This window comes from Blautia sp. AM42-2, from assembly GCF_003480245.1.
Lineage (GTDB): Bacteria > Bacillota > Clostridia > Lachnospirales > Lachnospiraceae > Fusicatenibacter > Fusicatenibacter saccharivorans.
In genome coordinates this window covers 101,578-125,864 of the sequence record NZ_QUIM01000005.1, presented here as the reverse complement: position 1 = coordinate 125,864, position 24,287 = coordinate 101,578, and the positions used below count along the sequence as shown (strand labels likewise).

The 24,287-nt window shown below is 49.3% G+C and carries 19 protein-coding genes; 2 read left to right on the top strand and 17 right to left on the bottom strand.

Features of this window, described 5'->3' with window-relative positions; genetic code table 11:
• Positions 1-5: 5 nt before the first annotated feature.
• Both DW915_RS08060 and DW915_RS08055 read right to left on the bottom strand, forming a co-directional pair.
• Complete coding sequence (locus DW915_RS08060) at positions 6-998, bottom strand: alpha/beta hydrolase (RefSeq protein ID WP_118741909.1); 993 nt, start codon at positions 996-998, stop codon at positions 6-8.
• An 18-nt stretch (positions 999-1,016) separates the two neighbouring features.
• A complete protein-coding gene (locus tag DW915_RS08055) occupies positions 1,017-2,135 on the bottom strand; it encodes a DUF362 domain-containing protein (protein WP_118741908.1) in 1,119 nt (372 codons plus the stop codon).
• Positions 2,136-2,381: 246 nt separating this feature from the next.
• Here DW915_RS08055 and DW915_RS08050 point away from each other — a divergent pair, with 246 nt between their 5' ends.
• Positions 2,382-3,734: a 5-bromo-4-chloroindolyl phosphate hydrolysis family protein gene (locus DW915_RS08050; protein WP_118741907.1), complete on the top strand. Its 1,353-nt coding sequence runs from the start codon at positions 2,382-2,384 to the stop codon at positions 3,732-3,734.
• Between the two features lie 73 nt (positions 3,735-3,807).
• Positions 3,808-4,956: a toxic anion resistance protein gene (locus DW915_RS08045; protein ID WP_022462060.1), complete on the top strand. Its 1,149-nt coding sequence runs from the start codon at positions 3,808-3,810 to the stop codon at positions 4,954-4,956.
• 79 nt (positions 4,957-5,035) lie between these two features.
• Here the strand turns inward: DW915_RS08045 and DW915_RS08040 are convergent, their stop codons facing one another.
• From DW915_RS08040 to hemW, 15 genes are all read right to left on the bottom strand, one after another.
• Positions 5,036-5,548, bottom strand: coding sequence for a dihydrofolate reductase (locus DW915_RS08040; RefSeq protein ID WP_055218639.1), 513 nt, complete (start codon positions 5,546-5,548; stop codon positions 5,036-5,038).
• Positions 5,545-6,426: an ATP-dependent sacrificial sulfur transferase LarE gene (gene larE / locus DW915_RS08035; RefSeq protein WP_330376945.1), complete on the bottom strand. Its 882-nt coding sequence runs from the start codon at positions 6,424-6,426 to the stop codon at positions 5,545-5,547. The genes DW915_RS08040 and larE overlap by 4 nt, the downstream gene beginning before the upstream one ends.
• Before the next feature lie 111 nt (positions 6,427-6,537).
• A complete protein-coding gene (locus DW915_RS08030) occupies positions 6,538-9,162 on the bottom strand; it encodes a L,D-transpeptidase family protein (RefSeq protein WP_118741906.1) in 2,625 nt (874 codons plus the stop codon).
• Positions 9,163-9,353: 191 nt separating this feature from the next.
• Positions 9,354-10,454 carry an LCP family protein gene (locus DW915_RS08025; RefSeq protein ID WP_158581043.1) on the bottom strand — a complete coding sequence of 367 codons (1,101 nt, stop codon included), beginning with the start codon at positions 10,452-10,454 and terminating at the stop codon, positions 9,354-9,356.
• A gap of 128 nt (positions 10,455-10,582) precedes the next feature.
• Complete coding sequence (glf, locus tag DW915_RS08020) at positions 10,583-11,683, bottom strand: UDP-galactopyranose mutase (protein ID WP_118741904.1); 1,101 nt, start codon at positions 11,681-11,683, stop codon at positions 10,583-10,585.
• Positions 11,684-11,695: 12 nt separating this feature from the next.
• Positions 11,696-11,968: an HPr family phosphocarrier protein gene (locus DW915_RS08015; RefSeq protein WP_022462230.1), complete on the bottom strand. Its 273-nt coding sequence runs from the start codon at positions 11,966-11,968 to the stop codon at positions 11,696-11,698.
• An 11-nt stretch (positions 11,969-11,979) separates the two neighbouring features.
• Complete coding sequence (locus DW915_RS08010; protein ID WP_158581042.1) at positions 11,980-13,296, bottom strand: CdaR family protein; 1,317 nt, start codon at positions 13,294-13,296, stop codon at positions 11,980-11,982.
• The gene (gene cdaA / locus DW915_RS08005) at positions 13,293-14,180 is read right to left on the bottom strand and encodes a diadenylate cyclase CdaA (RefSeq protein WP_022462228.1); all 888 of its coding nucleotides are present in this window, start codon (positions 14,178-14,180) and stop codon (positions 13,293-13,295) included. The genes DW915_RS08010 and cdaA overlap by 4 nt, the downstream gene beginning before the upstream one ends.
• A gap of 57 nt (positions 14,181-14,237) precedes the next feature.
• Entirely contained in the window at positions 14,238-15,398 is a 1,161-nt protein-coding gene (locus DW915_RS08000; protein WP_118741902.1) for a hypothetical protein, read from the bottom strand.
• A complete protein-coding gene (locus DW915_RS07995; RefSeq protein WP_022462226.1) occupies positions 15,395-15,826 on the bottom strand; it encodes a hypothetical protein in 432 nt (143 codons plus the stop codon). The genes DW915_RS08000 and DW915_RS07995 overlap by 4 nt, the downstream gene beginning before the upstream one ends.
• 89 nt (positions 15,827-15,915) lie before the next feature.
• Positions 15,916-16,635 (bottom strand): ComF family protein, encoded by a 720-nt coding sequence (locus DW915_RS07990; RefSeq protein WP_070103200.1) that lies wholly within the window; start codon positions 16,633-16,635, stop codon positions 15,916-15,918.
• A gap of 66 nt (positions 16,636-16,701) precedes the next feature.
• Complete coding sequence (recD2, locus tag DW915_RS07985) at positions 16,702-18,957, bottom strand: SF1B family DNA helicase RecD2 (protein ID WP_118741901.1); 2,256 nt, start codon at positions 18,955-18,957, stop codon at positions 16,702-16,704.
• Between the two features lie 6 nt (positions 18,958-18,963).
• Positions 18,964-19,962 carry a rod shape-determining protein gene (locus DW915_RS07980; RefSeq protein ID WP_117761048.1) on the bottom strand — a complete coding sequence of 333 codons (999 nt, stop codon included), beginning with the start codon at positions 19,960-19,962 and terminating at the stop codon, positions 18,964-18,966.
• Positions 19,963-20,130: 168 nt separating this feature from the next.
• Complete coding sequence (gene uvrA / locus DW915_RS07975; RefSeq protein WP_118741900.1) at positions 20,131-22,959, bottom strand: excinuclease ABC subunit UvrA; 2,829 nt, start codon at positions 22,957-22,959, stop codon at positions 20,131-20,133.
• A gap of 124 nt (positions 22,960-23,083) precedes the next feature.
• Entirely contained in the window at positions 23,084-24,217 is a 1,134-nt protein-coding gene (hemW, locus tag DW915_RS07970) for a radical SAM family heme chaperone HemW (protein WP_118741899.1), read from the bottom strand.
• Between the last annotated feature and the right edge of the window lie 70 nt (positions 24,218-24,287).

Below are 24,287 nucleotides of genomic sequence, written 5' to 3'. Positions count from 1 at the left end.
CCTCCTTACGCCTTCCCGTGTGTCAATTGTTTCTTCACTGCTGCTATGTTTTCCAGTTCTTCGTCTGCATTTTTCTGCTGTTTTTCTTTCCTTAAAAATGCATTCATATACTGAAAACTTTCCTGCACATATAGGTGTTCAATGCCAAGCGCAAAATAGCCGTGCAATGCACCCTTGATCCGATGATGTTCAACCAGATTGCCAGCCCTTTTCAGCTTTTTCGCATAATCCTCGCCCTCATCGCGCAGCGGATCGTACTGCGCCGTCAGTACCAGCGTGTCCGGCAGTCCCTGCAGATTTTCTGCCAGTACCGGTGCAAAGTACGGATTTTTGCGGTCTTCTTCGGTCCGCTGATACAGAATTACATAATCTTCCATTTTGACACTGGTCAGAAGGTATCCGGTTCCATTGGTTTTCACGGATTTGTACGGTGATTTCTCTGTGTAACAGGAATTCACCGCCGGATAAATCAAAATCTGTTTTCCCGGCAGCAGTTCTTTTTTGTCCCTCGCCATCAGACAGACCACAGCCGCAAGATTTCCTCCTGCGCTGTCGCCCATGATCGTGACATTTTCCGGCGCTACCTCCGGCAGAATCTCCCCGCGCAGCATTGCCTGGGCGGCGGCGTAGCAGTCTTCTAAGCCTGTCGGGAAACGATGCTCCGGTGCAAGACGGTATTCTACCGATACAACAATCTGCCCCGTCGACTGCGCCATGCGTGCGCAGACACGGTCGTATGTCTCCACACTCTCGGTTGTCCAGCCGCCGCCATGGAAGAACAGAATCGCTTCTTTTGCACCATGCTCCTCCATTTTTTCATCCGGGAAGAACAGCCGAATCGGAACCTTGTAGTCCCCATTATATATTTCCATATCCAATTTTCGCAGAAAAATACGGATCGGATCCAGCTTCTTGATATCGGCAAGCCGACGGGCAGATTCTACTTCAATTCCGCCGTAGGACAATACATTTAAAATGGCTTTGACTGCTTTTTTCATTCGCTCTCTCCTCTGTTGCTATTTTTCTGCTTCTGTTTTTCGTCTAGTTGCAATGTACTGCTTCAAAAATTCATACATCTGCTCATCCGTTGGCGGACAGCCTTTCAGATTGCATGCAAACCCGGAAGTACAACTTCCCACACCAAGCGCCCCGCTCTTTCCCCGGTATCCCTGCCCGATGCAGATTTTTTCGTGGAGTTCCTGCAGCAGTCCTTCCTCTTTCAGCCGGTCGAGCGCCGGGATCAGATAGCCGTAGCAGGCACTGCAGGACTCAACTTCCTCTACGGCATCCTGCAGTTCCACGATCTTCCGTTTTTCCGGAATCACTCTTTTTTCACCAATTTCGCCAATTTGGCGGATTGAAAGCCGTGTGAGATCAGCGCTGCCCACGCCCAACTCTTCTGCCATTTTGACATACGGGACATCTTCTGGCCTATAATGCAGTTCCGCGCAGACATATGCATCGATCAACACCGGATCTAACCCAGCGAAAAGGCGATTCATAATAAACGGATTACCGCCATCCTCAAAGTCAAGGTCTCCGCAGATATTATCCACCAAAATAAAATCCTGATGAATCCCCAGCCCCAGATGCGCAATTGGCCGATGAAGTCCCATGGCATGAAAATGACGTTTTTCTTTATTCGGCAAGAGACCTTTCATGTTTTTCAGTGCGCAGGTAATTTTAGTCTGGCAATGGCCTTTCATGACCGGGACATTGATCATAAAATCCACCTTTTTCGCACATTCGCAAATCTGAAGTTCCATATCACCACACTGCACCGGCATGCTTTTTTCCTTCTGCGCATCGATAAGCGGAACGCCGTACTGTTCCGAAAGCATACGGTATCCACAGACCTCAAACGATTCCTCCGTCTTATCTCCCACCCAGGAGCCTTCCATGATTTGAAGGTTAGTAAATCCGTTTTCCTGAAGATATTCGATGATCCCCGCAACCACCTCCGGATGTGTCGTCCCTCCAAACTCCGCCGGGACAGGTGCTACCAGATTTGGCTTAATACCGATGAGACTGACCTTCGAAGGAATGAGCGTGGCTAAGGCACATTTGTTCAAAAGCTGTTTTGTCATTTCTTTATATTCCATTCCCTGTATCTGGATAATTTCGTTTTTATTCATTTGGTATTGCGGCCCCTTTATTCTAATTTGATTTTTTCTGACATTCGATATTCTTTAGTATATAATAGTTACTGCTTTCTTTCAACTCATCCAAAAACAAAATCATTTCCTGTGAACTGTAACCATTCCCGTCAGCTCCAGCTTCATAGAAAATTAAGCACTGTATGCTTGTAAGATTTCCAATCGCATTGTATAATAAACGGAAGACGGTACACAGAAAAAGTACCTCATCAGAAAGGAACTGACATGAGTTTTGAAGATGATTTAAAGGATGTCGGCGACAGTATTGGAAAGCTTGTGGATAATGCTGTAAATTCTCAGGATTTTCAGGAATTAAACCGGAAGATTTCAGACACCATCAACCAGTTTGTCTACCCAAACCGGAAGGGACCATTCCGTGCAAATGGCACACAGGAGCCGTCCCGCGGCTATTCCGCAGATACTTCCTACAGCAGCCAGCATTCTTCCCATAATAATACAGCGCAGCAGACCGGACCGCATCACTATTCCTACGGGCCGGGAGGCACGATGCCGGGTAAGAGCGCGAACCCGGTTCCCAAACCTTCCCATACCTGGCAGACCCCCCAGAATACGGAATGGAACAGCCGCATACAGGAACGTCGTGTACTGCGCGAGCGCTTTATGCCCTCCACCGATCTTGCACTTGTCGGCGGATTTCAGACGGCTGCCGGCTGGGGTGTCACCGGACTGTTCGGCTGCTGCACAGCGCTTAGTCTGTATTCCTTATTTGCAGGTCCAGACAACAGCGCGCTGATTCCTTCTCTTATTTTTGCCGCATTTACCATCGGCGGCGGCATTCTTCTGAAAAAGGGAAGTAAAAACCGGCGTCTGGTCCGCCATTTCCGCCAGATCTGTACGCTGATCGGCACAAAGGAATATATTTCTACGAAAGAACTCTGCGACAGTATGCACTGTGAGAAAGGTGAGCTTCTGACCGATATTACGACCATGATTGATAAATCCATGCTGCGCCAGGGCCACCTCGACGAGAATGGTACCTGTCTGATGGTGACAAAGGACTGCTACGACCAGTACCGCGCAATGCTCGCCAGCCAGAAGGAACAGCAGATTGCCGAACAGAAAGCACGTGAACAGCTGGAGGCCTCCGGTGTAACGCCGGAATACCAGCAGATGCTGGAAGAATGTGAATCTTATATTCAGAAGATCCATCAGTGCAACCTGGATCTGCCGGGTGAAGTCATCACAGCCAAGCTGAGCCGTCTCGAAACGGTTGTTACCCGGATTCTCGAGGAGGCAAAAAAGCGCCCAAAAGAAGCCGCCGCCCTGCGGAAATTTATGGATTACTATATGCCGACAACCTGGAAGCTGCTCGACGCTTACCGTTCCTTTGAGAACGAACCAATTCAAAGCGACAATATTCTCCGAACCAAGAAGGAAATCGAGGACACACTGGATACCATCAATGCCGCATTCGAAAAGCTGCTTGATGATCTGTTCCAGACAACGGCATGGGATATTTCTTCTGATATCTCTGTTCTGCAGACGATGCTGGCGCAGGAGGGACTGACAAATCAGGCAGGTCCGTCAAAGCAGGATATTGAGCCGCTTCACATGTAACTATTCAAAGCTATACAATTGAAATCAAATCACCGGTTACGTTTCCGTACCGAAGAAAAGGAGAATAGAAAACATGAATGATTTTATAAAGGACACCACTGAAATTCCAAGCTTAAGTTTCGGCGCTCCGGAGCCGGAACCGGAACTTCCGGTACAGCAGCCGGAAGAAAAGAAAGAGGTCATGGATGATTCTGTTCTGTCCGACGAACAGAAAGCCATGGTGGATGCCTTTGTTTCCCAGATTGATCTTGCCAATACAAACGGCATTCTGCAGTACGGTGCCGGTGCACAGAAGAAAATGGCAGACTTTTCCGAGAAAACGCTGGAGAACGTCAGAAGCAAAGATCTCGGGGAAATCGGCGATCTGCTCACCTCTGTTGTGACAGAGCTGAAAACGTTTGACGCAGAAGAAGAAAAGGGACCATTCTCTTTCTTTAAGAAAAGCACGAACAAAATCAATGCAATGAAAGCGAAGTATGACAAGGCAGAGGTGAATGTCAATAAAATCTGTGACGTGCTCGACGGCCACCAGCGGCAGCTTCTGAAAGACATTGCCATTCTGGATCAGATGTATGCACAGAACCTGAATTATTTTAAAGAGCTGACCATGTACATTCTCGCAGGAAAGAAAAAGCTGGAGCTGGTACGTTCCACAGAACTCCGTGATCTGCAGAATAAAGCGCAGATGACCGGAAAGGCCGAAGATGCACAGGCTGCCAAGGATCTCGAAGATCTCTGCAACCGATTTGAGAAGAAACTGTATGATCTGGAACTGACCCGTATGGTTTCGATCCAGACAGCGCCGCAGATCCGCATGATTCAGAACAGCGATTCTGTAATGGCCGAAAAGATCCAATCCACACTCGTCAACACCATTCCGCTCTGGAAAAACCAGATGATCATTGCACTCGGCGTTCATCACTCGACTGAGGCTGCCAAAGCACAGCGCCAGGTTTCGGATATGACAAATGAGCTTCTGAAAAAGAATGCGGAGAATCTGAAGATGGCAACGATCGAGACTGCAAAAGAATCTGAGCGCGGTATCGTCGATATGGAAACCTTAAAACAGACGAACCAGAGCCTGATCTCTACCCTCGATGAAGTGATGAAGATTCAGGAGGACGGCCGCCAGAAACGTGCCGCCGCTGAAGTTGAGCTGGTACAGCTCGAAAATGATATTAAGAAAAAAATGCTGGAGCTTTCTGCAGGCGGACAGCACTGATACTTTTTGTATCCTATATAAAAAAACGGAGAAGCCGCTTTTTCTGTGGTTTCTCCGTTTTTTACGTCCTGTCTTACCCTTATCGCGGGCGTTCTGCCTTTTCATTCTTTCTTCGGTATTCCGTGAAATAAAATTCAATATCAAAGCAGGTCTGCTCATCGCCCTCTTCTACCATCTCCCAATCCGGTGATTCGTCAAGATCCTCAAAGAAGGTATCCGCCTGATACGTCATGTCAATTCGTGTGACGTATGCCGTATCACAGTATGGGAGAAGCTGACGGTAAATTTCTCCGCCGCCCGCAACATAAATATCGTCGTCCTCATACGGCTTTAACACTTCCATCAGCTCTTTGATACTGTGGACAACGGTTGCGCCGCGGACAGTCCATTCCGGATCGCGACTTAAGATAATATTCGTTCTGCCTTTTAAGGGCTGCCCTGCCGGGAGTGTAGCAAGTGTCTTTCTTCCCATCACGACAACGTGTCCCATCGTAGTTTCACGGAAGAATCGCAGATCAGACGGAATACTTACCAGCAGCCGTCCCTGATATCCCAGACCCCATTTGCGGTCCGCACTTAAAATTGCTTTCATTTTGTTTCCTCTTTCTGTGTTATTTTCTCATCCATACTGCCGGAACGGAACCCTTCCAGATCCATCGTCAGGTAAGAAAAGCCGAGCTTTTTCAGATATGCAATCATTTCTTCTCTCTTCTCAAGCACTTCCCCCATACGCTCCGGTGCGATTTCAAGACGCACCACATCGCCATGTACACGCAGGCGGAGATTCTCTTCCGCACCGAACAGCGTATGAAGCCATGCTTCGCCGTCCGCAATCCGATCCAGAACGTCATAGTTAATTTCTGCCCCGTAGGGAAGGCGTGTCGCCATACATGGAGTGGATGGACGGTGTGCTACGGAAACGCCGTACTTTGCAGCAAGTGCTTTTACCTCTGTTTTTGTCACATGACACGCTGCAAGCGGGCTGATGACACCATATTCTCTCAGCGCTTTTCGCCCCGGCCGGTAGACATGAAGGTCATCCTCATTTGTTCCGTCGAGTACCTGGGTGACACCGTGATCGCGGGCAAATTCCAGAAGTTTCCCAAATAGATAGTGCTTACAGAGATAGCAGCGGTTTTCCGGATTGTAACGGATTGCCTCCTGCTCCAGCTCATCAACAAAAAGGACCTCATGAACAGCGCCAACCTCCTTTGCTACTCTTGTCGCTGTCTCCAGGTCGCAGGGCGGATGCAGCCGTGTCTGAAAGGTTACTGCATAAACCTTTGTTCCATATTTTGCAGATGCATCCATGACAAGCTTCAGCAGCAGACTGCTGTCCACACCGCCGGAGAATGCCAGACAGAGATCCTGTTTTGCAATCTCGTCAAGTTGGGTAAGCAATGCTTTTTCCTTATTCTGCATATCTGTTTTCTGTTCTGTCCGGTTCTTTTTCTTTTCCTGTAATTCCATCGTATCTGTCTTCCTTTCCTGTAAAATGGCCGATGTCTTCTTATCAGAAAATCCATCGGCGGCACTGCTGCCCCGATGGATTTTCTCATACAGGTATTCCTGTTCTATTTTTTATCGATATGTCGGATCGCTTCCGAAAGCACCGCCTGTCCAGGTATAACGGGTCGGGTTTGTCAGCGGATAATCCAGATTGTCGCCAATGCGGACCGTTGTTCCGCTGCTGACGTTATCATAAATCCATTTTGCATCGATTGCAGTCAGTCTGACACAACCATGTGACATCGGTGATCCCAGGGAATTGAAGTCTACGGCAGAGATCATATTCAGATCCGGTGTGCTGCTCGCTACACCGTGGAAATAAACCGAACCGTAAATCTGCGATACGTATGGTGCCCAGCATCTGTAATCTTCACCGTTCATTTCCTTCTTCTTCAGCTGCCATCCGATTTTATACGTTCCCGCCGCTGTGTTGCTGATCGGGTTTCCTACGGAACAGATCATGGATTTGATCGGGGTATCGTAAGAACCGGTTGCACTGTTATAGCCGTAAATGGTGACACGTCCGCGGGTTCTGTCTACTGTGATGTATTTGGATGACGGATTGAAGATGCTTGTCACATCCTCCATCAGAGAACCGTCTGCTTTGCGGTAACGGCGGTATTTTCCGATGTACTCCCATCCTTCCGTGATTCTGCGTCCGGAAGCATCGAATTTGTACTGTTTTCCATTGATCGTAGCGGTGCAGTTCTGATATCTTCCGCCCCAGCTGCGGAAATAATACTGAGAACCGTTCAGTGTCAGCCACTGATCATGGTACATGCCGCCCCAGCTCTTGAAGTAGTACCAGTTCTTATCATGAAGAATCCACTCGTCATGTGCCATGCCGCCCCAGCTCTTCATGTAATAATAGTTACCGTCATGGTAAACCCAGCCGGTCAGCATTTTTCCATCTTTATCCAGATAATAATAATTTTTATCATAGAGGAACCAGCCTTTTTGCGTCCGTTTGGTTCCATCTGCATTAAACCAGTACCAGGTATCGCCGGACTTGCCCCATTCGTTTTTATACATACCACCCCAGCTCTTGAAGTAGTATTTTCCATCGAGCCATTCATTGGCAAGCATGGTTCCATCGGATTTCAGATAATACTTATTTCCTTTGTAGGTCAGCCAGCCGCTGGTATATTTCTTTCCATTTCCGTCAAAATAATACCATACATTGTTGACTTTTGCCCATGCGTTTTTGTAGGCCGCACCCCAGCTGCGGAAGTAATAGGTGTTATCCAGCCACTCATTAAAAGCCATTTTTCCATCGGCTTTCAGATAATAGCTGTTTCCATTGTAATCCAGCCAGGAATTCGTCAGCAGTTTTCCACTGTCTGCCGTCGTCCAGTACCAGATCGTCTGAGTTGCGGTTTTAATTTTTTTCCAGCCAGTTGTGGTCGAAACGGTTCCGTCAGCTCCGACATAGTAATAATTGCCTTCATATTCAGCAACATCATTAACGCGCATACCGCCCCAGCTTCGGAAGAAGTACAAGGTTCCATTCAGATTCAGTGCATTGTCTTCCATATGGCCGTCTTCGTGGAGATAATATTTATTTCCATCGTAATTGAACCAGCCGGTTCGTACGCCGCCCCAGCTTCGGAAGCTGTACCATTTTCCATCAATTTCAGCCCAGCCGGATTTATTTTTCTGATTGCCGGTCTCCATCTCGAAGCTTCCGTCTTTCATGTCTCCGTTCGCATCAAAGGAACCTGGTTTCATATAGTAGGTTGCTGTATCTACCTTTTGCCAGCCGGAAAGGAGTTCTCCAGTTTCTGCATCTACCAGATACCAGGTAGAACCTACTGTCAGCCAGCTTACGGTACGGTCTTCCTGCTGATATACGGTGTGGTTTCCAAGAGATACGGTGCTGTCTGCATTCAGATAGTAGGTATGCGTTACCCCTTTTTCATCGACAACAGTCTGGAAACCTGCCTCTTTTACGCGGGTGCCGTCATCGCCAAACAGATATGTTTTATCTCCTACCTTCTGGGTCTTGCTCCAGATGGCATAGCCGTTTTCATCCGCATAGTAATCGTCTACGCTTCCATCATTAAATTCGAGTGTAACAAGTTCATTTCTTTTCAGTTCCGGTGCAAATACTTTTCCTTCACAGATACCCTGCTGCATCGAACCAAGTCCGTCTTTTGCAGGATCTTCCCCTTCTGTATCCAAGTAGTAGGTTCCGGTTTTTCCATCTTTATCCGTAAGTTCTACTTCACCGGTCAGCATGTAGCCGTTTTCATCAAACACATAACCGACACCGTCGATTTCTATTGGTCCGGTAGCAGCTACCACCTTATTATTCTCATCCAGAACTCCGTACTGAAACTGTTTCTTTCCATCTCTTTCAACGCTGTTCCAGCCTTCCTTCAGATTACTTACTTCCGGAGCCGGAGTTGCGCTCGGCGTCGGTGTCTCGGAAGGGGTCTCAGTTGGTGTTACGGTTGGTGTTGCGGTCGGTGCTTCGGTCGGTGCTTCGGTTGGAGCCGGAGTCTCACTCGGTGTAACCTCTGGGGTCTCAGTTGGCGCCGGAGTCGGAGTCGTTTCTTCGTCTTCGGCCTGAGCTACAGTATCACTTTCCGAATTTACCGGTAATGGACTGGTTTCTGTAGAAGCTGCATATGCACCGGCTGGTGTAACACTTACCATGACGCCAAGTACGGCTGCGGCCAGAAACTTTCTTTTCATTCTTATTCATCCTCCCATTTTTTTACTCTTATACAATTTATAGCTTACTACATTTTTCCATCTATTTCAAGTTATCCGCCGGTAAAATACCTTACAAATTTCTTATGGTTTTTTCCGGTTTTTCGGGCAGAAAAAACCTCCCGGCTCCGGTTTTCTTGCCGGATACAGGAGGTTTTTCATTTGTTTCTTTTTTATTCGTTTACGGTAGTAGATCCGTAGATTTCTGTCTGAAGTCTGGAAATGGTTGCCGAGAAATCCGGAACAAGCATCTCACCCTTGCTGGAGTACAGATCATCGTATGGTACACGGCTCTGTACAATCTCATAGGAGAGGATCGTCGGCAGCTCTCCGATCAATGTCATCAATGTAGACTGATCAATGTTATGGGTAACACTTGGAAGAATGGTATCCGCCAGTGCACTCAGTTCTGTTACGCTTGACGATTTCATTTTCTGCATCATCTTGCTTAAAACCTCTCGCTGACGCTCCGTTCTCTGATAATCAGAATTTCCAACGTAACGGATTCTTGCATATGCAACTGCCTGATAGCCATCCACATGCTGCTCTCCGCCTGCTGTATACTGATGGGCGGAAGCCTCCACATTACGGAGTCTGCACATTTCATCAACATATTGGTTCGCTACACGGATTTCATCATCGCTCGGCGAAAGCTCGATTCCGCCGATATCATCGATAATGTCAATCATGGAATCGAAGTCAACACTTGCATAATTGTCAATCGGCAGTTTGTAGTTGTCCTCGATGGTTCGTACAACCAGCGGACCGCCGCCATATGCGCAGGCTGCATTCAGTTTTTTCACACCGACATCCGGGATATTTGCATACAGGTCACGCATAAAGGATGTCATGTGGATCTGTTTTGTATCTTTATTGATGGACATCAGAATCATGGAATCGGAGTTTCCATACCACGTTTTGTCACGACGGTCAACACCGATCAGCAGAATGTTGTACACGTTATTGTTGTTTGGAAGTTCAATGTCCTGTGTCTCATTTAAAATCTCAGACTGCAGGGCATCCGTCTCCTCATCAGTCAACCCGGTACTTTCGGTCTCAACCTCTGTGGATTTATTGATCGTGATTTTATCGTCGCTTACGTAGTTACTCTTGCTGTAATAGTGATTGATTACAGCATAGACACCGACGAGCACAACCAGTACAACTACGAGAAGGATGGTGAGCACATTAACCCAGCCGAATTTCTTCTTTTTCTTTCCTGAGGAATGGCGTCTTTCCGGGATTTCATCCTCGTCATCATATTCTTTTCTCATAACGACCTCTTTCATTTTCTTATTTTCCGGTATTTTCCAGCCGGATATCGTTTATAATATAGTCAAAAAACGGACTGCTGTCAAGTGTGCAGTCCGTTTTGATTGATTTCCGTTTGCAGTTCTTTTTCCTACCGCTGCATTTTCTCCCACTGGTTCAGTGCAGCCTCAATGACTTTGTCCATATCGTAATACTTGTATTCTCCAAGTCTTCCGCCAAAGATAACCTTCTCTTCTTTTTCCGCAAGTGCGGCATATTTCTGATAAAGTTCCTGGTTTCTGGCATCATTCACCGGGTAGTACGGCTCCATCCCCTCTTTCCAGTCGGTGGAATACTCTCTGGAAATGACGGTCTTTTTCTGGGTTCCGAATTCGAAATGCTTGTGTTCGATCACACGCGTATACGGTGTCTCCCGATCGGTGTAGTTTACTACAGCTACGCCCTGATAATTGTCGGTATCCAGCACTTCTGTTTCAAAGCGCACCGTACGGTATTCCAGCTTGCCAAGTGCATAATCGTAAAACGCATCAATCGCTCCGGTGTAAATCACCGTCTCACCCATCGCCAGGTACTTTTCTTTATCTTCCAGAAAATCAACACCTGTCTGTACATCCGCTTTTTCAAAAAGCCGCTCTGTCAGAACGTTATAGCCGCCAATCGGAATTCCCTGATAAAGGTCATTGAAATAGTTGTTGTCATACGTAAAGCGCACCGGAAGCCGTTTGATGATAAAGCTCGGCAGCTCACTGCAGTCTCTTCCCCACTGCTTTTCTGTATAACCCTTAACCAGCTTTTCATAAATATCTTTTCCAACCAGTTTGATCGCCTGCTCTTCCAGATTTTTCGGCTCTCCCGGAACAGCTTTTTTCTGCTCTTCGATGATTGTTTTCGCCTCTTCCGGTGTGCGGATTCCCCACATTTTACTGAAGGTATTCATATTGAACGGCATATTATAAATTTCGCCTTTGTAGTTGGCAATCGGCGAGTTTGTATAACGGTTGAATTCTGCCAGCGAATTGACAAACTGCCACACCTCTTTATTCGAAGTATGGAAAATATGCGCTCCATACTTGTGTACATGAATTCCCTCGATTTCTTCACAGTAAATATTTCCGCCTGTATGATCTCTTCGTTCCAGTACAAGACAGTTTTTCCCTGCCTGACCGGCAAGATAAGCGATCACTCCGGAATACAGACCGGCGCCAACCAGAACATAATCATATTTCTTCATTGTTCTTTCTCCTTACAGTTCTTCCCCAAGTCCCGTCCGAATGGAATTGACAAGGAACTGCAGAGCTTCCTCCTCGTCCTCTCCCTCGCAGAACAGCTCAATTTCGTCTCCGCATTTGACGCATGCGCCAAGGACGCTTAAGACGCTCTTTGCATTTGCTGTATTTCCATCTCCGTAGTGGAATGTAATAGATGATTTAAACTGCATTGCCTGTTTGCACAGGGTTCCGGCCGGGCGAAGATGAAGGCCGGTTGGATTTTTCACGGTCACTTTTCCGCTTACCATTGGTTTCCCTCCTAATTTGTTCCTGTCGTTTTATTTGCTACTGCTTTTTCTTTGATATGAATCGTTGTCTTGACACTGTCTACGAGCTCATAGCCATCCGGCAGTGTGATTTTTACCGGTACCTCGTAATCCCCGACACCCATTCCATTCAGATCTACGGATGCGTTGATCTGGGAAGTATCTAATTTGGCCAGATTTTTGTCCGATGCTTTAATGCGGATTGCAAGCTGTGTCTGATCATACAGAACGGTATAAGTGGACTGAAGATTGCTCGTCTCGATCTGATCGACATCAAGTTCAAATTCCCTGCTCTCATTCGGCATAACCGTTACGTGAACGGTAACGGATGCAGACGAACTGGAGGATACTTTCAGATCTGTCACATCGGCGAGAACATCGCTTAAGTCAACCGTCGTCTCCACATCGGAGCGCTGTCCTGCAACGGAGGTATAGTCTTCCGGAATTTCAATCGTATTGCCTTCATCCGCCAGCTTTGCAAGTGCCTCCTCGGATCCGGCAACGGTGATTTCCTCCGGTGTGGTATAGATATTTTTAATCTGATAGCCGTCTGCCGGAGTTCCGCTGTACAGTGCACTCAGCTTAATACCGGATACACGGCGCCACAGTTCAATATCCACATCCACCTGCGGGGAGCCGCTGTCGAAATTCAAAAATTCCATCTGGGATTCCGGCATCTCATCCTGGTTTTTATCAATAATCATCAGATCCGCCGTGACGGTTCCGGAGTTCCGCATATTGGTTACATCTACTTTTGCCACCACACTGCTGATCTTATTGATCAGGGACGTCGGGCCGGAAATGGTGATGCTCTCCGGATCGGAAGTCATCGTTCCCACTTCGTAATCTTTTGCCGGTTTCGTATTTCCTGCGTCAATTGTGATCGGGAATTTTTCGCTGTCCACATCCTCGATTTCCACAGGGATCGTTGCTGTCACTGTGCTCAGTTTTTCCTGTTTTACCATGGAGCACGTTGCCTTAATCGGCACATAAACCGGGTTTGTATCCATCGTCACAATCTGGGTCAGATCGGCCGTGACGGTGATATCCGATGCTTTCAGCCGGCTGACAACCGAGTTGTTATCCGTGACAGTAACTGTGACCGTCTGGTATTCCTCCTCAATCTGGTATGTTTTCTTTCCGGCTGCGATGTAGGCTTCATTGGTCACCTGCACGGGGACATCAAAGCGCTCTTTCACAATCGGGTCATTCACACTGACCACAACGTACCAGATTACAATGGCAATCAGGATAGAAAGAATTTTCAAAGGGAGATTGTTCAGAAGCTTTTTCAGAATTTTCTTTTTCATTTCTTCTCTCCCTCCACTTTCTGACGCATTCCGCGGATATGCCATCCTTTCTTCTCTTCCGGTTTTTTCGCGAGCTTCTGGATTTTGTGAAGCTGGTCCCGAAGGTCGCTCGGTGTTACTGCCGTGTGGAGTTCTCCGCCGGAAGCATACGACACATTTCCGGTTTCCTCGGAGACAATAATCGTAAAGGAATCCGTCACCTCACTGATGCCGACACCTGCACGGTGGCGTGTTCCAAGATTCTTGTTCAGATCCATGTTGTCGGACAGCGGCAGGTAACATGTTGCTGCCGTGACACGGTTGTTCCGTACAATCACGGCTCCGTCGTGCAGCGGCGTATTGTGTTCGAAAATATTGATCAGCAGCTGGCTGGTCAGAACGCCGTCAATCGGGATTCCGGTCTTTTCATATTCCTCCAGGGTGATGGTCTTTTCGATGACGATCAGCGCTCCGGTCTTTACTTCTCCCATTTCAAAACTGGCCCTTACCAGTTCATTGATGGTTTTGTCACTGAACCGTTCATTTTCCTCCTGGCCGCTCGCAAAAGAAATGGCAGACAGCGGATTCTTTTCTCCAATCTGCTCGACCACTCTTCGAAGCTCCGGCTGAAAGATAATTACAACCGCTGTGATCGCCGCCCCGCCGATGTTTCCGAACAGCCACAGAATCGTCTGCATTTTCAGCACGTTTGCAATGATGACAAAGACACCAATCAGAAAAATACCTTTCATCAGCGTATAGGCCTTTGTATTCTGCAGCCAGCGGATCAGGTGATAGACGAAAAATGCAATGAGCAGAATCTGCACAATATCAATCAGTTCAATTTGTTTTGGCAGCCCGTAGTCTGCCGTTCTTGTGACAATCCAGTTCCACACGCCACGCACACTGTCACTTCCTTTCTTTTTCCCCCGGCCGGTTTTCTTCTGATTTTCAAAATTCTTTTAAAGATCCTTTAAGGTGTCCTCCAGCATGCTCTTATAATCCACATCCTGATAATCGCCCTCATCCAGCGGCGGAATTTCTTCTTCCTGAATTTCTTCTGTTTCGTTTATTTCTTCTATTTCTTCTTTTTCCTCGATCTCATCAAGATCCCTGCTGTTCCCGGATTCTTCTGTATGTCCAAGATTTGCCAGAGCATCGAGTTCCTCGTCTGTCAGATCCGGTTCTTTTTTCTTTTCATTCCGAATATAAGTCACACGGCGCTGTGCCTTTGTCACATTGAATTTTGGAACGGCTTTTACGTAGTAATAATAATCGTCGTCATCATATTCCAGGTATTCTGCCCGGGTGTAGTCTGCACCGAACAGGAAAAACTCCAGAACAAATCCAACCAGACAGCCGGCCGCCGCCCCGATCAGAACCATCGGGAGTGCAATCTGTACATCCAGTGCCAGGCTTCCGGCAATCATAATAACCGCATAGGCAACCGAACCTGCCACAATGGAAATCTGCCATGCATAGTCCGCACTGCTGTGGCGGATTGCATTGACAAGAAGTACGGTCAGTGCGCAGGCGATCAGAACCAGCAGCATTTCCTCATTGCGGAAAAGGCCGTTGAAAAATTCCTGTACGACTGCCGTGATCTCCGGTGCTTCCGCCGCATGAAGCAGCGGCTCCATTTTTCCGTGAATCATGTCGCACATATAGTAGACAACGACACCGCAGGCTGCTGAAAATGCAGAGAGCGGCGTGCCGGCAAGACCATAGGCAACCGGAACGGCAGATGGCACGTGAAGCCAGAATGCGAGCGGTGTCAAAAGGAGTGCCGGCGCATCCTTCGGCATAAAGCGAAGATATAGAAACCAGAGCACCAGCAGAACCAGCGCCGCAAGACCCGCGATTACCATGTGAAGTGCAAAGCAGTGGCCGATGATCACCAGCATTGCAAGGAAAACCATTCCATTCAATGGCAGGATAGCGCAGATCAGTGACAGAATCAATACCACATACATGCTGTCCAGCATCTTCAGATAGCCGAGATTGGAATTAATACCACGAAATACAGCAAGAGCGAGCAGAAATTTCACAATCGGAAGTACGATTCCGCTGCAGGAGCCGTAAAACTCTTTTAATTTTTCTTTCAGTTCAATCAATACTGTCATGTTTCCTTCCTCCTGCGCCCGGATTTCTTCCCGCTTTTTTCCTGTTCCTCATACATGTTCTGCAGGTCATCCAGCTCTTTTCCATACCATTTCAGCTTTTTCTGTGCTCCCTGGTAACGGATCGTGCTGATCACATACACGGCAATGGAATAGACTGCCAGAAAACACAGATAGGACGCGATCAGACACCCTGCTGCAAACTGCAGGTCGATTGTGTCTATCTCGTCCACCAACCATTCAATATGATATAAGACTGCAACCGCAAGTACCAGAATGTATCCGATGGAAGCCAGAAAAAAATTTTTCAGAAGCTCTTTTCCGATGTAATCACTCCGAAAATAGCGGCCGATTCGTAAGGCATTTTTTTCTTCTTTTTTTTCAAAAAAAGCCAGTTTTGTCATCTGACGAATCCTTTTTTCGTCCAACATGCCTCTTGGTCTCCTCTTCCCGTTCTAAATTATGTTTATTTTACCATATGTTTCCGATATTGGAAAGCTATTCTCAAAATATTCACACACTATTTTACAATTGCCGCACAAACAAAATCCACCTGTTCTGCTCCATTCACTTTCAACAGTGACGCAATGGCATCAACCGTGCTTCCCGTTGTGTAAATGTCATCTACCAGAAGAATCCGGCAGTATTTCATCTGTCCCGGCTTTGCCAATGCAAAAGCTCCCTCCAGGTTTTTCCGCCGCTCGGCGGGACTAAGCTCTTTCTGGCGTTTTGTTTTTTTCACACGGCGGATCAGGCGGGCATTCATGGGAAGTTCCATTTCTTCTGCCAGCTTTTCTGCAAATACCTCCGCCTGATTGTAGCCGCGCTGCCGCTGTCTCGCCGGATGAAGCGGCACCGGAACGAGCACCTCCGGATTTCTTCTCTGGATCTGCTTTCCCACATAGAAAAACGCCGCGTGAGCATAAAATCCGGCGTATTCCTGCCGTTCATGATATTTGAACCGCATCAGGGAAGCCTCAAGTTCCCCGTGGTAACCGTACGGCGCAAAACCGCGGTCGAAGCTGTGCCTCGTTCTGCTGCAGTCCCGGCAGAACTCTTCCTCACTGCCCACGGGTTTCCCGCATTTTTTGCACCGCGCGCCCAGAATCGGATGGATCTTTTCCACACAATTCCGGCATAGATACGGCTCCTCACGTGACAGCAGTCCGTCACAGATGGGACATCGTCTCGGATAAACTGCGTTTAAAAGCCAGTTTCCTGTTTTATTTTTTTCTTTCATGTAACCTGCGCTTTCCCTTATCCACTCTGCCGGATGCAGCCGCATCCATGCCCCGGAAAAACGTGTTTACGCGTTTTCTTCCCGCATTTCCCAGATTCTTCTGGCGAGCGTTGTATACCGATTCGCCTCGATATGATTTCCGATCATTGCCTGGAATGTCACATCACTTCCGACGATGGTGACGCACTTTCTGGCTCTCGTCACGGCCGTATACAAAAGATTCCGCGTCATCAGCATGCGCGGGCCGCCGAGCAGCGGAATCACAACCGCCGGGTACTCGCTTCCCTGCGCTTTATGTATCGTTGTGGCGTAGGCGAGCTCCAGCTCGTCCGCCTGTTTGAACGTATAGTCTGCGAATTTTCCTTCCTCAAACTCCACAGTGATCACCTCGGTATACGGGTTGATGCTCCGGATCATGCCGAGGTCTCCGTTGAATACACCCATACCGCGCTCCGCCACGATTCCGTTGATGCCGCGGATTTCCCACTCCATCTGGTAATTGTTGCGGATCTGCATGACCTTGTCGCCCTCGCGGAGGATATTACCTCCATTTTCCCGCTCGGCTTTGTCCGGTGCGGGCGGGTTCAGGTATTTCTGCAGAATCTGATTCAGATTTTCCACGCCGAGTGCACCTTTCCGCATCGGAGTCAGAATCTGGATATCCTGCGGGCGGGCATCCACATAACGCGGCAGTTTCTGGGACACCAGCGTCACCAGCACTTTCCAGATCACGTTGACATCGTACCGTTTCAAAAAGAAGAAATCTTTGCTCTTATTGTCCAGTATAACCTCTTCCCCATTATGGATCTTATGTGCATTGACAACAATATCGCTCTGGGATGCCTGCCGGAAAATGTGCGTCAGGCAGACAATCGGAAAGCATTCCGAACGGATCAGATCCCGGAGGACACTGCCCGGGCCGACACTTGGAAGCTGGTTCTGGTCTCCCACCAGGATCAGCCTTGTTCCCGGCACAATCGCGGAAAGAAGGGCATGCATCAGGTGGATATCAACCATCGACATCTCATCAATGATGATGACATCCGCGTCGAGCGGATTATCTGCGTTCCGCTCAAAATGCACATTTGCCGAGGAGTCATCCACATTTCCCGTCAGTTCCAGAAGACGATGGATCGTGCATGCCTCACAGCCAGTTGCCTCTGTCATTCGTTTCGCCGCTCTTCCGGTCGGCGCTGCCAGGAAAATGTCGAGGCCTTCTGCCTCAAAATAATGGATCATCGCATTGATGGTCGTCGTTTTTCCGGTTCCGGGCCCTCCGGTCAGGATCATAAGACCGCTGTATACCGCCTCAACGACTGCCGTCTTCTGCATCTCATCCAGCTCGATCTGATATTTTTTCTCGATCTTTCCGATCCGCTTTTCGATTGCCTCACGGTCTTCCTCGCATGTAATATTCAGCTCATGCAGCATGCGCGCCGTACTCAGTTCCAGATAATAATACTGGCTGGCGTACACAATCCGCAGCGGCTCATCCCCTTCCCGTTCGGCCGGGAGCTCGCGGATGACCGCTTTTTTGTCGATTGCCATATCCTGCAGAGATTTCTGCATCCGCTCCGGTTCTACGCCGAGAAGTTCCTGCCCTCTCCGAAGCAGCACCGGTTCCGGCAGATAGACATGGCCTTCTGCCGTCGCCTGATTCAGCACATACGAAAGACCGCTCTTGATGCGGAATTCGCTGTCCACGGCAATCCCGATTTTTCCGGCAATCTCATCCGCCGTCCGAAATCCCACGCCTGCGATATCTTCCGCCATTTTATACGGGTTTTCCTTTAAAATCCGGTACACATTGTCCCCGTACTGCTGATAAATCTTTGCACCGAGATTCAGCGCAATGCCATATCCCGAGAGGAAAATCATCGCATTCTGCATTTCGGCTTTTTCTGCCACCTGCTGTGCAATTTCACGCGCTTTCCGCTCGCTGATTCCCTTTACCTCCGCGAGGCGCTCCGGCTCTTCCTCGATGATCCGAAGCGTATCGTCACCGAAGCGGCGCACAATTCTTGCCGCCAGCGCCGCACCGACTCCTTTGATCGCACCGGAACCGAGATACCGCTCCAATGCAACAGAATCCTGTGGAACTTTCGTCTCATAGGATTCAATGCGGAACTGCTTTCCATAGGCAGCATGTTCAATATAATCTCCGGAAGCCTCGATCAGCTCGCCCTCTCCGATCATCGGAAGCGTGCCGACGCATGTCAGCTCGCGCCCCTTCATGCTCAGATTCAGGACGGTATAGCCGTTCTCCTCATTTCGGAAAATAATGTGTTCTACGTAGCCTTCTACTTTTTCTTTTTCACTCATCTTTTATCAAAACTGGCTTTCAAATTCATTCATCACTTCGCGGTACTGGCCGGTTCCAAGCGCAACGACGCTCGCCGGATTTTCTGCTGTCACGGTATTGATGCCGGTCCGCTCCTGGATCAGCTCGTCCATTCCGGCAAGGAGACTGCCGCCTCCGGTCAGGATAATGCCGCGGTCGGAAACATCGGATGCCAGTTCCGGCGGCGTTTTTTCCAGCACGGCACAGATCGCGTCCGCAATCTGGTTTGTCGTCTGGGCAAGGGCACCTCGGATTTCGTCGGAGGAAACCGTAATCGTCGCCGGAAGTCCGGTGATGACGTTTCTTCCCTTGATCTCCATCGTTTTCTCCTCGGCCCGCGGATAAGCGGAACCAATCCGGATTTTCACTGCCTCTGCGGTCTGTTCTCCGATAAATACGTTGTATGTTTTCCGTACATAGCGGATGATATCCTGGTCAAATGTCTCACTGGAAATCTTGACCGAATTGGAAACAACGGTTCCCGCAAGCGAGATCACAGCGATATCCGTCGTGCCTCCACCGATGTCCACGATCATATTTCCGCATGGTTTCGTAATGTCAATTCCGGATCCGATTGCCGCTGCCACCGGCTCCGGCACGATCAGCACTTCCCGGGCTCCCGCCTGGTACGTTGCCTCCTCCACAGCCTTCCGCTCTACTTCCGTCACACCGGACGGCACACAGATGCTGATTCTCGGTTTCCGGAATGCTCTTCTTCCCATTGCCTTCTGGATAAAGTAGCGCAGCATGCGCTCGGTGATCAGAAAGTCCGTGATCACGCCCTGCCGCATGGGCCGGACCGCCATAATATTGCCCGGTGTCCGTCCAATCATCTGACGCGCTTCTTCTCCAATTGCCCGTACTTTATCTGCATCTTTATCATACGCAACTACGGACGGCTCCTTTAATACAATGCCTTTTCCCTTGGCATAGACCAGGATGCTGGACGTCCCCAGATCAATTCCGATATCGGTCGTTGCAGCCATAGTAATCCCCTTTCCTGTTCTCTTTTATTTTTCTTTATTTTAATCTGTTTGAAATTTGTATAGAATAAGTTCGGGTTCAAAACACCCGAAACCCAAAAGGATCGAATGTGCTCTGAACCCAACCCGCTTCTTATTATATACAATCCCTTTTAAAATGGAAAGGATTTTTTAGAGATATTTTTCGACATATTTTCCGGTGTAGGATACCGGGCTCTTGGCCACTTCCTCCGGCGTTCCGCACGCAATCACGGTTCCGCCGCCGTCTCCGCCCTCCGGTCCGATATCAATAATATAGTCCGCCGTCTTGATGACATCCAGATTGTGTTCGATAACAACGACGGTATTTCCGCCCTCGGACAGGCGGTGCAGAATCTCCACCAGTTTGTGGACATCCGCAAAATGAAGTCCCGTCGTCGGCTCGTCGAGAATGTAGATCGTTTTTCCCGTGCCGCGGCGGCTCAGCTCTGCTGCGAGCTTGATACGCTGCGCTTCTCCGCCGGACAGCGTGGTGGACGGCTGGCCGAGGCGGATGTAGGAAAGGCCGACATCGTACAGGGTCTGTAATTTCCGGAAAATCGACGGTACCGGCCTGAAGAATTCCAGTGCCTCCTCGACCGTCATATTCAGCACATCGTAGATGCTCTTTCCTTTGTATTTGACTTCCAGTGTCTCACGGTTGTACCGTTTTCCATGGCAGACCTCACACGGCACATAGACATCCGGCAGGAAGTGCATTTCGATCTTCAGGATACCGTCGCCGCCGCAGGCCTCGCATCGGCCGCCCTTCACATTAAAGCTGAATCTTCCCTTCTTGTAGCCGCGCGCCTTGGCATCCTGCGTTGCCGCAAACAGGTCGCGGATCTGATCAAACAAACCTGTGTACGTTGCCGGATTGGAACGCGGTGTTCTTCCGATCGGGGACTGGTCGATGGCGATGACCTTATCGAGCTGTTCCATACCGATGATGTCTTTGTGTGCACCCGGAATCGTCCGCGCACGGTTCAGATCTCTTGCCAGCCGTTTGTACAGAATTTCATTGACAAGGGAACTCTTTCCCGATCCGGAGACTCCGGTCACGCAGGTCATGACACCGAGCGGGAAATTCACGTTGATATTTTTCAGATTGTGCTCTTTTGCTCCGACTACCTTCAGCCAGCCCGTCGGCTTTCTGCGCTCAGACGGAACCGGAATTTTCAGCTCTCCGCTTAAGTATTTTCCGGTGATGGAATTCGGATTTTTCATCAGATCTTCCGCCGTTCCGATCGCCACCAGCTCTCCGCCGTGCTCACCGGCTCCCGGGCCGATATCGACAACGCAGTCAGCGGCGCGCATCGTATCCTCGTCGTGCTCCACGACGATCAGGCTGTTTCCGAGGTCACGCAGATGTTTCAGCGTCGCGAGAAGTTTGTCGTTGTCTCTCTGGTGAAGACCGATGCTCGGCTCGTCGAGAATATAGGCGACACCGACAAGGCCGGAGCCGATCTGCGTTGCCAGACGGATTCTCTGCGCCTCACCGCCGGACAGCGATGCCGTTCCGCGCGCCAGGGTCAGATAGTTTAATCCGACATCCGCAAGGAAGCTCACACGCGCACGGATCTCTTTTAAAATCTGCTTTCCGATCAGCAGCTGCTGTTCGGAGAGTTCGAGGTTCTGCATAAACTTCTGCAGATTGTCGATGGAAAGGGATGTTACTTCAAAAATATTTTTATCTCCGACCGTCACACCAAGCGACGTCGGTTTCAGACGCTGGCCATGGCACGCCTGGCACGGGGTCACACGCATGAAGGTTTCGTATTCCTGTTTTGTAGAATCCGATCCGGTCTCACGGTAGCGGCGCTCTACATTTTTGATCAGCCCCTCAAAAGCCACATCGTACACACCGACGCCGCGCTGACCGCGGTAATGCACCTTGACGGATTTTCCGTTCGTTCCGTAAATCAGGATATCGTGGATTTTTTTCGGATATTCACAGAACGGAGTGGAAAGGGAAAAATCGTACTCCTCTGCCAGCGCATCGAGAACGGCTCTCGTATAGCTCGATTTGTCCGTGCAGGACTGCCAGCCGAGCACGGTGATGGCTCCGTCTGCGATGGATACGGTCTTGTCCGGAATCATCAGATCCTCGTCGAATTCCATCTTGTAGCCAAGGCCGGCACAGCTCGGGCAGGCGCCGAACGGGTTGTTGAAGGAAAAGCTTCTCGGCTCAATCTCCTCCATGCTGATGCCGCAGTCCGGGCAGGAAAAGCTCTGGCTGAAGTTGAGCTGATTTCCGTCCATCGTGTCGACCACCAGAAGGCCGTCCGCCAGATCCAGTACATTCTCGACGGAATCCGTCAGACGTTTCTCAATGTCCGGTTTGACTACAAGACGGTCCACAATAATGGAAATGTTGTGTTTCAGGTTCTTATCCAGCGTAATCTCCTCGGACAGCTCATACTGGCTGCCGTCGATCATCACGCGGACATAGCCGCTGCGTTTTGCCTGTTCGAGCACCTTTTCGTGTCTTCCCTTGCGGCCGCGCACAACCGGCGCGAGAAGCTGGATTTTCGTCCGCTCCGGGAGTGCCATGATCTGATCGACCATCTGATCCACCGACTGGCGGCTGATGACTTTTCCGCACTTCGGGCAGTGCGGAATACCGATTCTCGCGTACAGCAGACGGAAGTAATCGTAAATCTCCGTCACGGTTCCGACGGTGGAACGCGGGTTCCGGTTCGTCGATTTCTGATCGATCGAAATAGCAGGCGGCAGGCCTTCGATGCTGTCCACATTCGGTTTTTCCATCTGTCCTAAGAACTGGCGCGCGTAGGAGGAAAGGCTCTCCATGTACCGCCGCTGACCCTCCGCATAGATCGTGTCAAACGCAAGTGAACTCTTTCCTGAACCGCTGAGGCCCGTAAATACAACAAACTGGTTTCTGGGGATATCGACATTCAGTGCTTTCAGGTTGTTCTCCCTGGCTCCCCGTATTCTGATAAACTCTTTTTTCTCTGCCATAACTGTTCCTCTTATTAATTGGAATCCCTGTCCGGACAGGGACAGGAATCTTGTCTCGTTTTCTCCCATTATAGCACACCGCCGTGCGTTGTGCAAACATTTGTTCTATTTCTTTATCATCTTTTTACAGCAGAAAATCTGCCAGAATCACATTGCTGACGGAAATCCCATCGCGTGTCAGAGCCAGGCGCCCGCTGTGTTCCTGTAAAAGATGCATCGCTTCGTATTTCTTCAGAACCCCGCCGTATACGGCATGGATCTCCTTTCCAAACTGCTCCTCAAACTCCGCCGTCGAGATCCCTTGTGTCATTCGAAGGCCGAGAAACATAAATTCTTCCATGGCATCCTGCCGGGAAAGAATTTCCTCATCCTCACGGATCTTTTCCAGTGCTCCGCACGCTTTCAGATACAAAGATCGATCTGCCGTATTCGTCCACCGGCGGTTTCCGAATAACGATGCCGCGGAAGGCCCGAACCCCAGATAATCCGTCCTTTTCCAGTAGCCGATATTGTGGCGGCATGCGAAGCCCGGCTTTGCATAATTGGAAATCTCATACTGGAAAAAGCCGTATTCTGCGAGGATTTCCGCCGTTCTGCCATACATTTCGCGTTCTGTGTCCTCATCCGGCAGATCCAGTTTCTGCTCCGCAAACGGGGTTCCCGGCTCCACGATCAGGCTGTAGGCGGAAATGTGCTCCGGAGAAAGCTCCGCGATCGTCCGAAGACTCTCTTCCCATTTCTCTTCACTCTGCTCCGGCAGACCTGACATCAGATCCACGTTGATATTCGCAAACCCGGCATCCCGTGCCAGTGCAAAACTCTCCTGAAATTCCGCAAACGTGTGGATTCTTCCCAGCCGTTTCAGCTCCTCATCGTGAACCGACTGACAGCCGATACTGATCCGGTTGAAGCCGCTCTTCCTGTAACATTTCAGTTTTTCCGCATCCAGCGTTCCCGGATTGGCCTCCAGCGTAATCTCAGCATCCTCTGAAAAAACGTACTTGCTCCGCAGTTTTTCCATCACACGGGCGAGCATTCCGGCATCCACTGCGGATGGTGTTCCGCCGCCGAAAAAGACGGAAATCACTTCACTTTCTGCCGTCTCTTCCGCTGCATCGATTTCTGCCAGCAGAGCCTCTTCATACTCCTTCTGCATTGCTTTCGTGCCCGGTCCCGAGACAAAATCACAGTAGGCGCATTTCCGGATGCAGAACGGGATATGCACATAGAGTTCCAGTGGTTTTCTTTTTTTATTCATTCTGCTTTTCCTCCGTACGATCGAAAGACCGGCCCCTGCGCTCCCGCAACAGCAGGCGGCGCCGACAGGC

Coding starts and splice junctions, on each gene's coding strand:
- DW915_RS08060 (WP_118741909.1), bottom strand. CDS start 998: ATGAAAAAAGCAGTCAAAGCCATTTTAAATGTATTGTCCTACGGCGGA.
- DW915_RS08055 (WP_118741908.1), bottom strand. CDS start 2,135: ATGAATAAAAACGAAATTATCCAGATACAGGGAATGGAATATAAAGAA.
- DW915_RS08050 (WP_118741907.1), top strand. CDS start 2,382: ATGAGTTTTGAAGATGATTTAAAGGATGTCGGCGACAGTATTGGAAAG.
- DW915_RS08045 (WP_022462060.1), top strand. CDS start 3,808: ATGAATGATTTTATAAAGGACACCACTGAAATTCCAAGCTTAAGTTTC.
- DW915_RS08040 (WP_055218639.1), bottom strand. CDS start 5,548: ATGAAAGCAATTTTAAGTGCGGACCGCAAATGGGGTCTGGGATATCAG.
- larE (WP_330376945.1), bottom strand. CDS start 6,426: ATGGAATTACAGGAAAAGAAAAAGAACCGGACAGAACAGAAAACAGAT.
- DW915_RS08030 (WP_118741906.1), bottom strand. CDS start 9,162: ATGAAAAGAAAGTTTCTGGCCGCAGCCGTACTTGGCGTCATGGTAAGT.
- DW915_RS08025 (WP_158581043.1), bottom strand. CDS start 10,454: ATGAGAAAAGAATATGATGACGAGGATGAAATCCCGGAAAGACGCCAT.
- glf (WP_118741904.1), bottom strand. CDS start 11,683: ATGAAGAAATATGATTATGTTCTGGTTGGCGCCGGTCTGTATTCCGGA.
- DW915_RS08015 (WP_022462230.1), bottom strand. CDS start 11,968: ATGGTAAGCGGAAAAGTGACCGTGAAAAATCCAACCGGCCTTCATCTT.
- DW915_RS08010 (WP_158581042.1), bottom strand. CDS start 13,296: ATGAAAAAGAAAATTCTGAAAAAGCTTCTGAACAATCTCCCTTTGAAA.
- DW915_RS08000 (WP_118741902.1), bottom strand. CDS start 15,398: ATGACAGTATTGATTGAACTGAAAGAAAAATTAAAAGAGTTTTACGGC.
- DW915_RS07995 (WP_022462226.1), bottom strand. CDS start 15,826: ATGTTGGACGAAAAAAGGATTCGTCAGATGACAAAACTGGCTTTTTTT.
- DW915_RS07990 (WP_070103200.1), bottom strand. CDS start 16,635: ATGAAAGAAAAAAATAAAACAGGAAACTGGCTTTTAAACGCAGTTTAT.
- recD2 (WP_118741901.1), bottom strand. CDS start 18,957: ATGAGTGAAAAAGAAAAAGTAGAAGGCTACGTAGAACACATTATTTTC.
- DW915_RS07980 (WP_117761048.1), bottom strand. CDS start 19,962: ATGGCTGCAACGACCGATATCGGAATTGATCTGGGGACGTCCAGCATC.
- uvrA (WP_118741900.1), bottom strand. CDS start 22,959: ATGGCAGAGAAAAAAGAGTTTATCAGAATACGGGGAGCCAGGGAGAAC.
- hemW (WP_118741899.1), bottom strand. CDS start 24,217: ATGAATAAAAAAAGAAAACCACTGGAACTCTATGTGCATATCCCGTTC.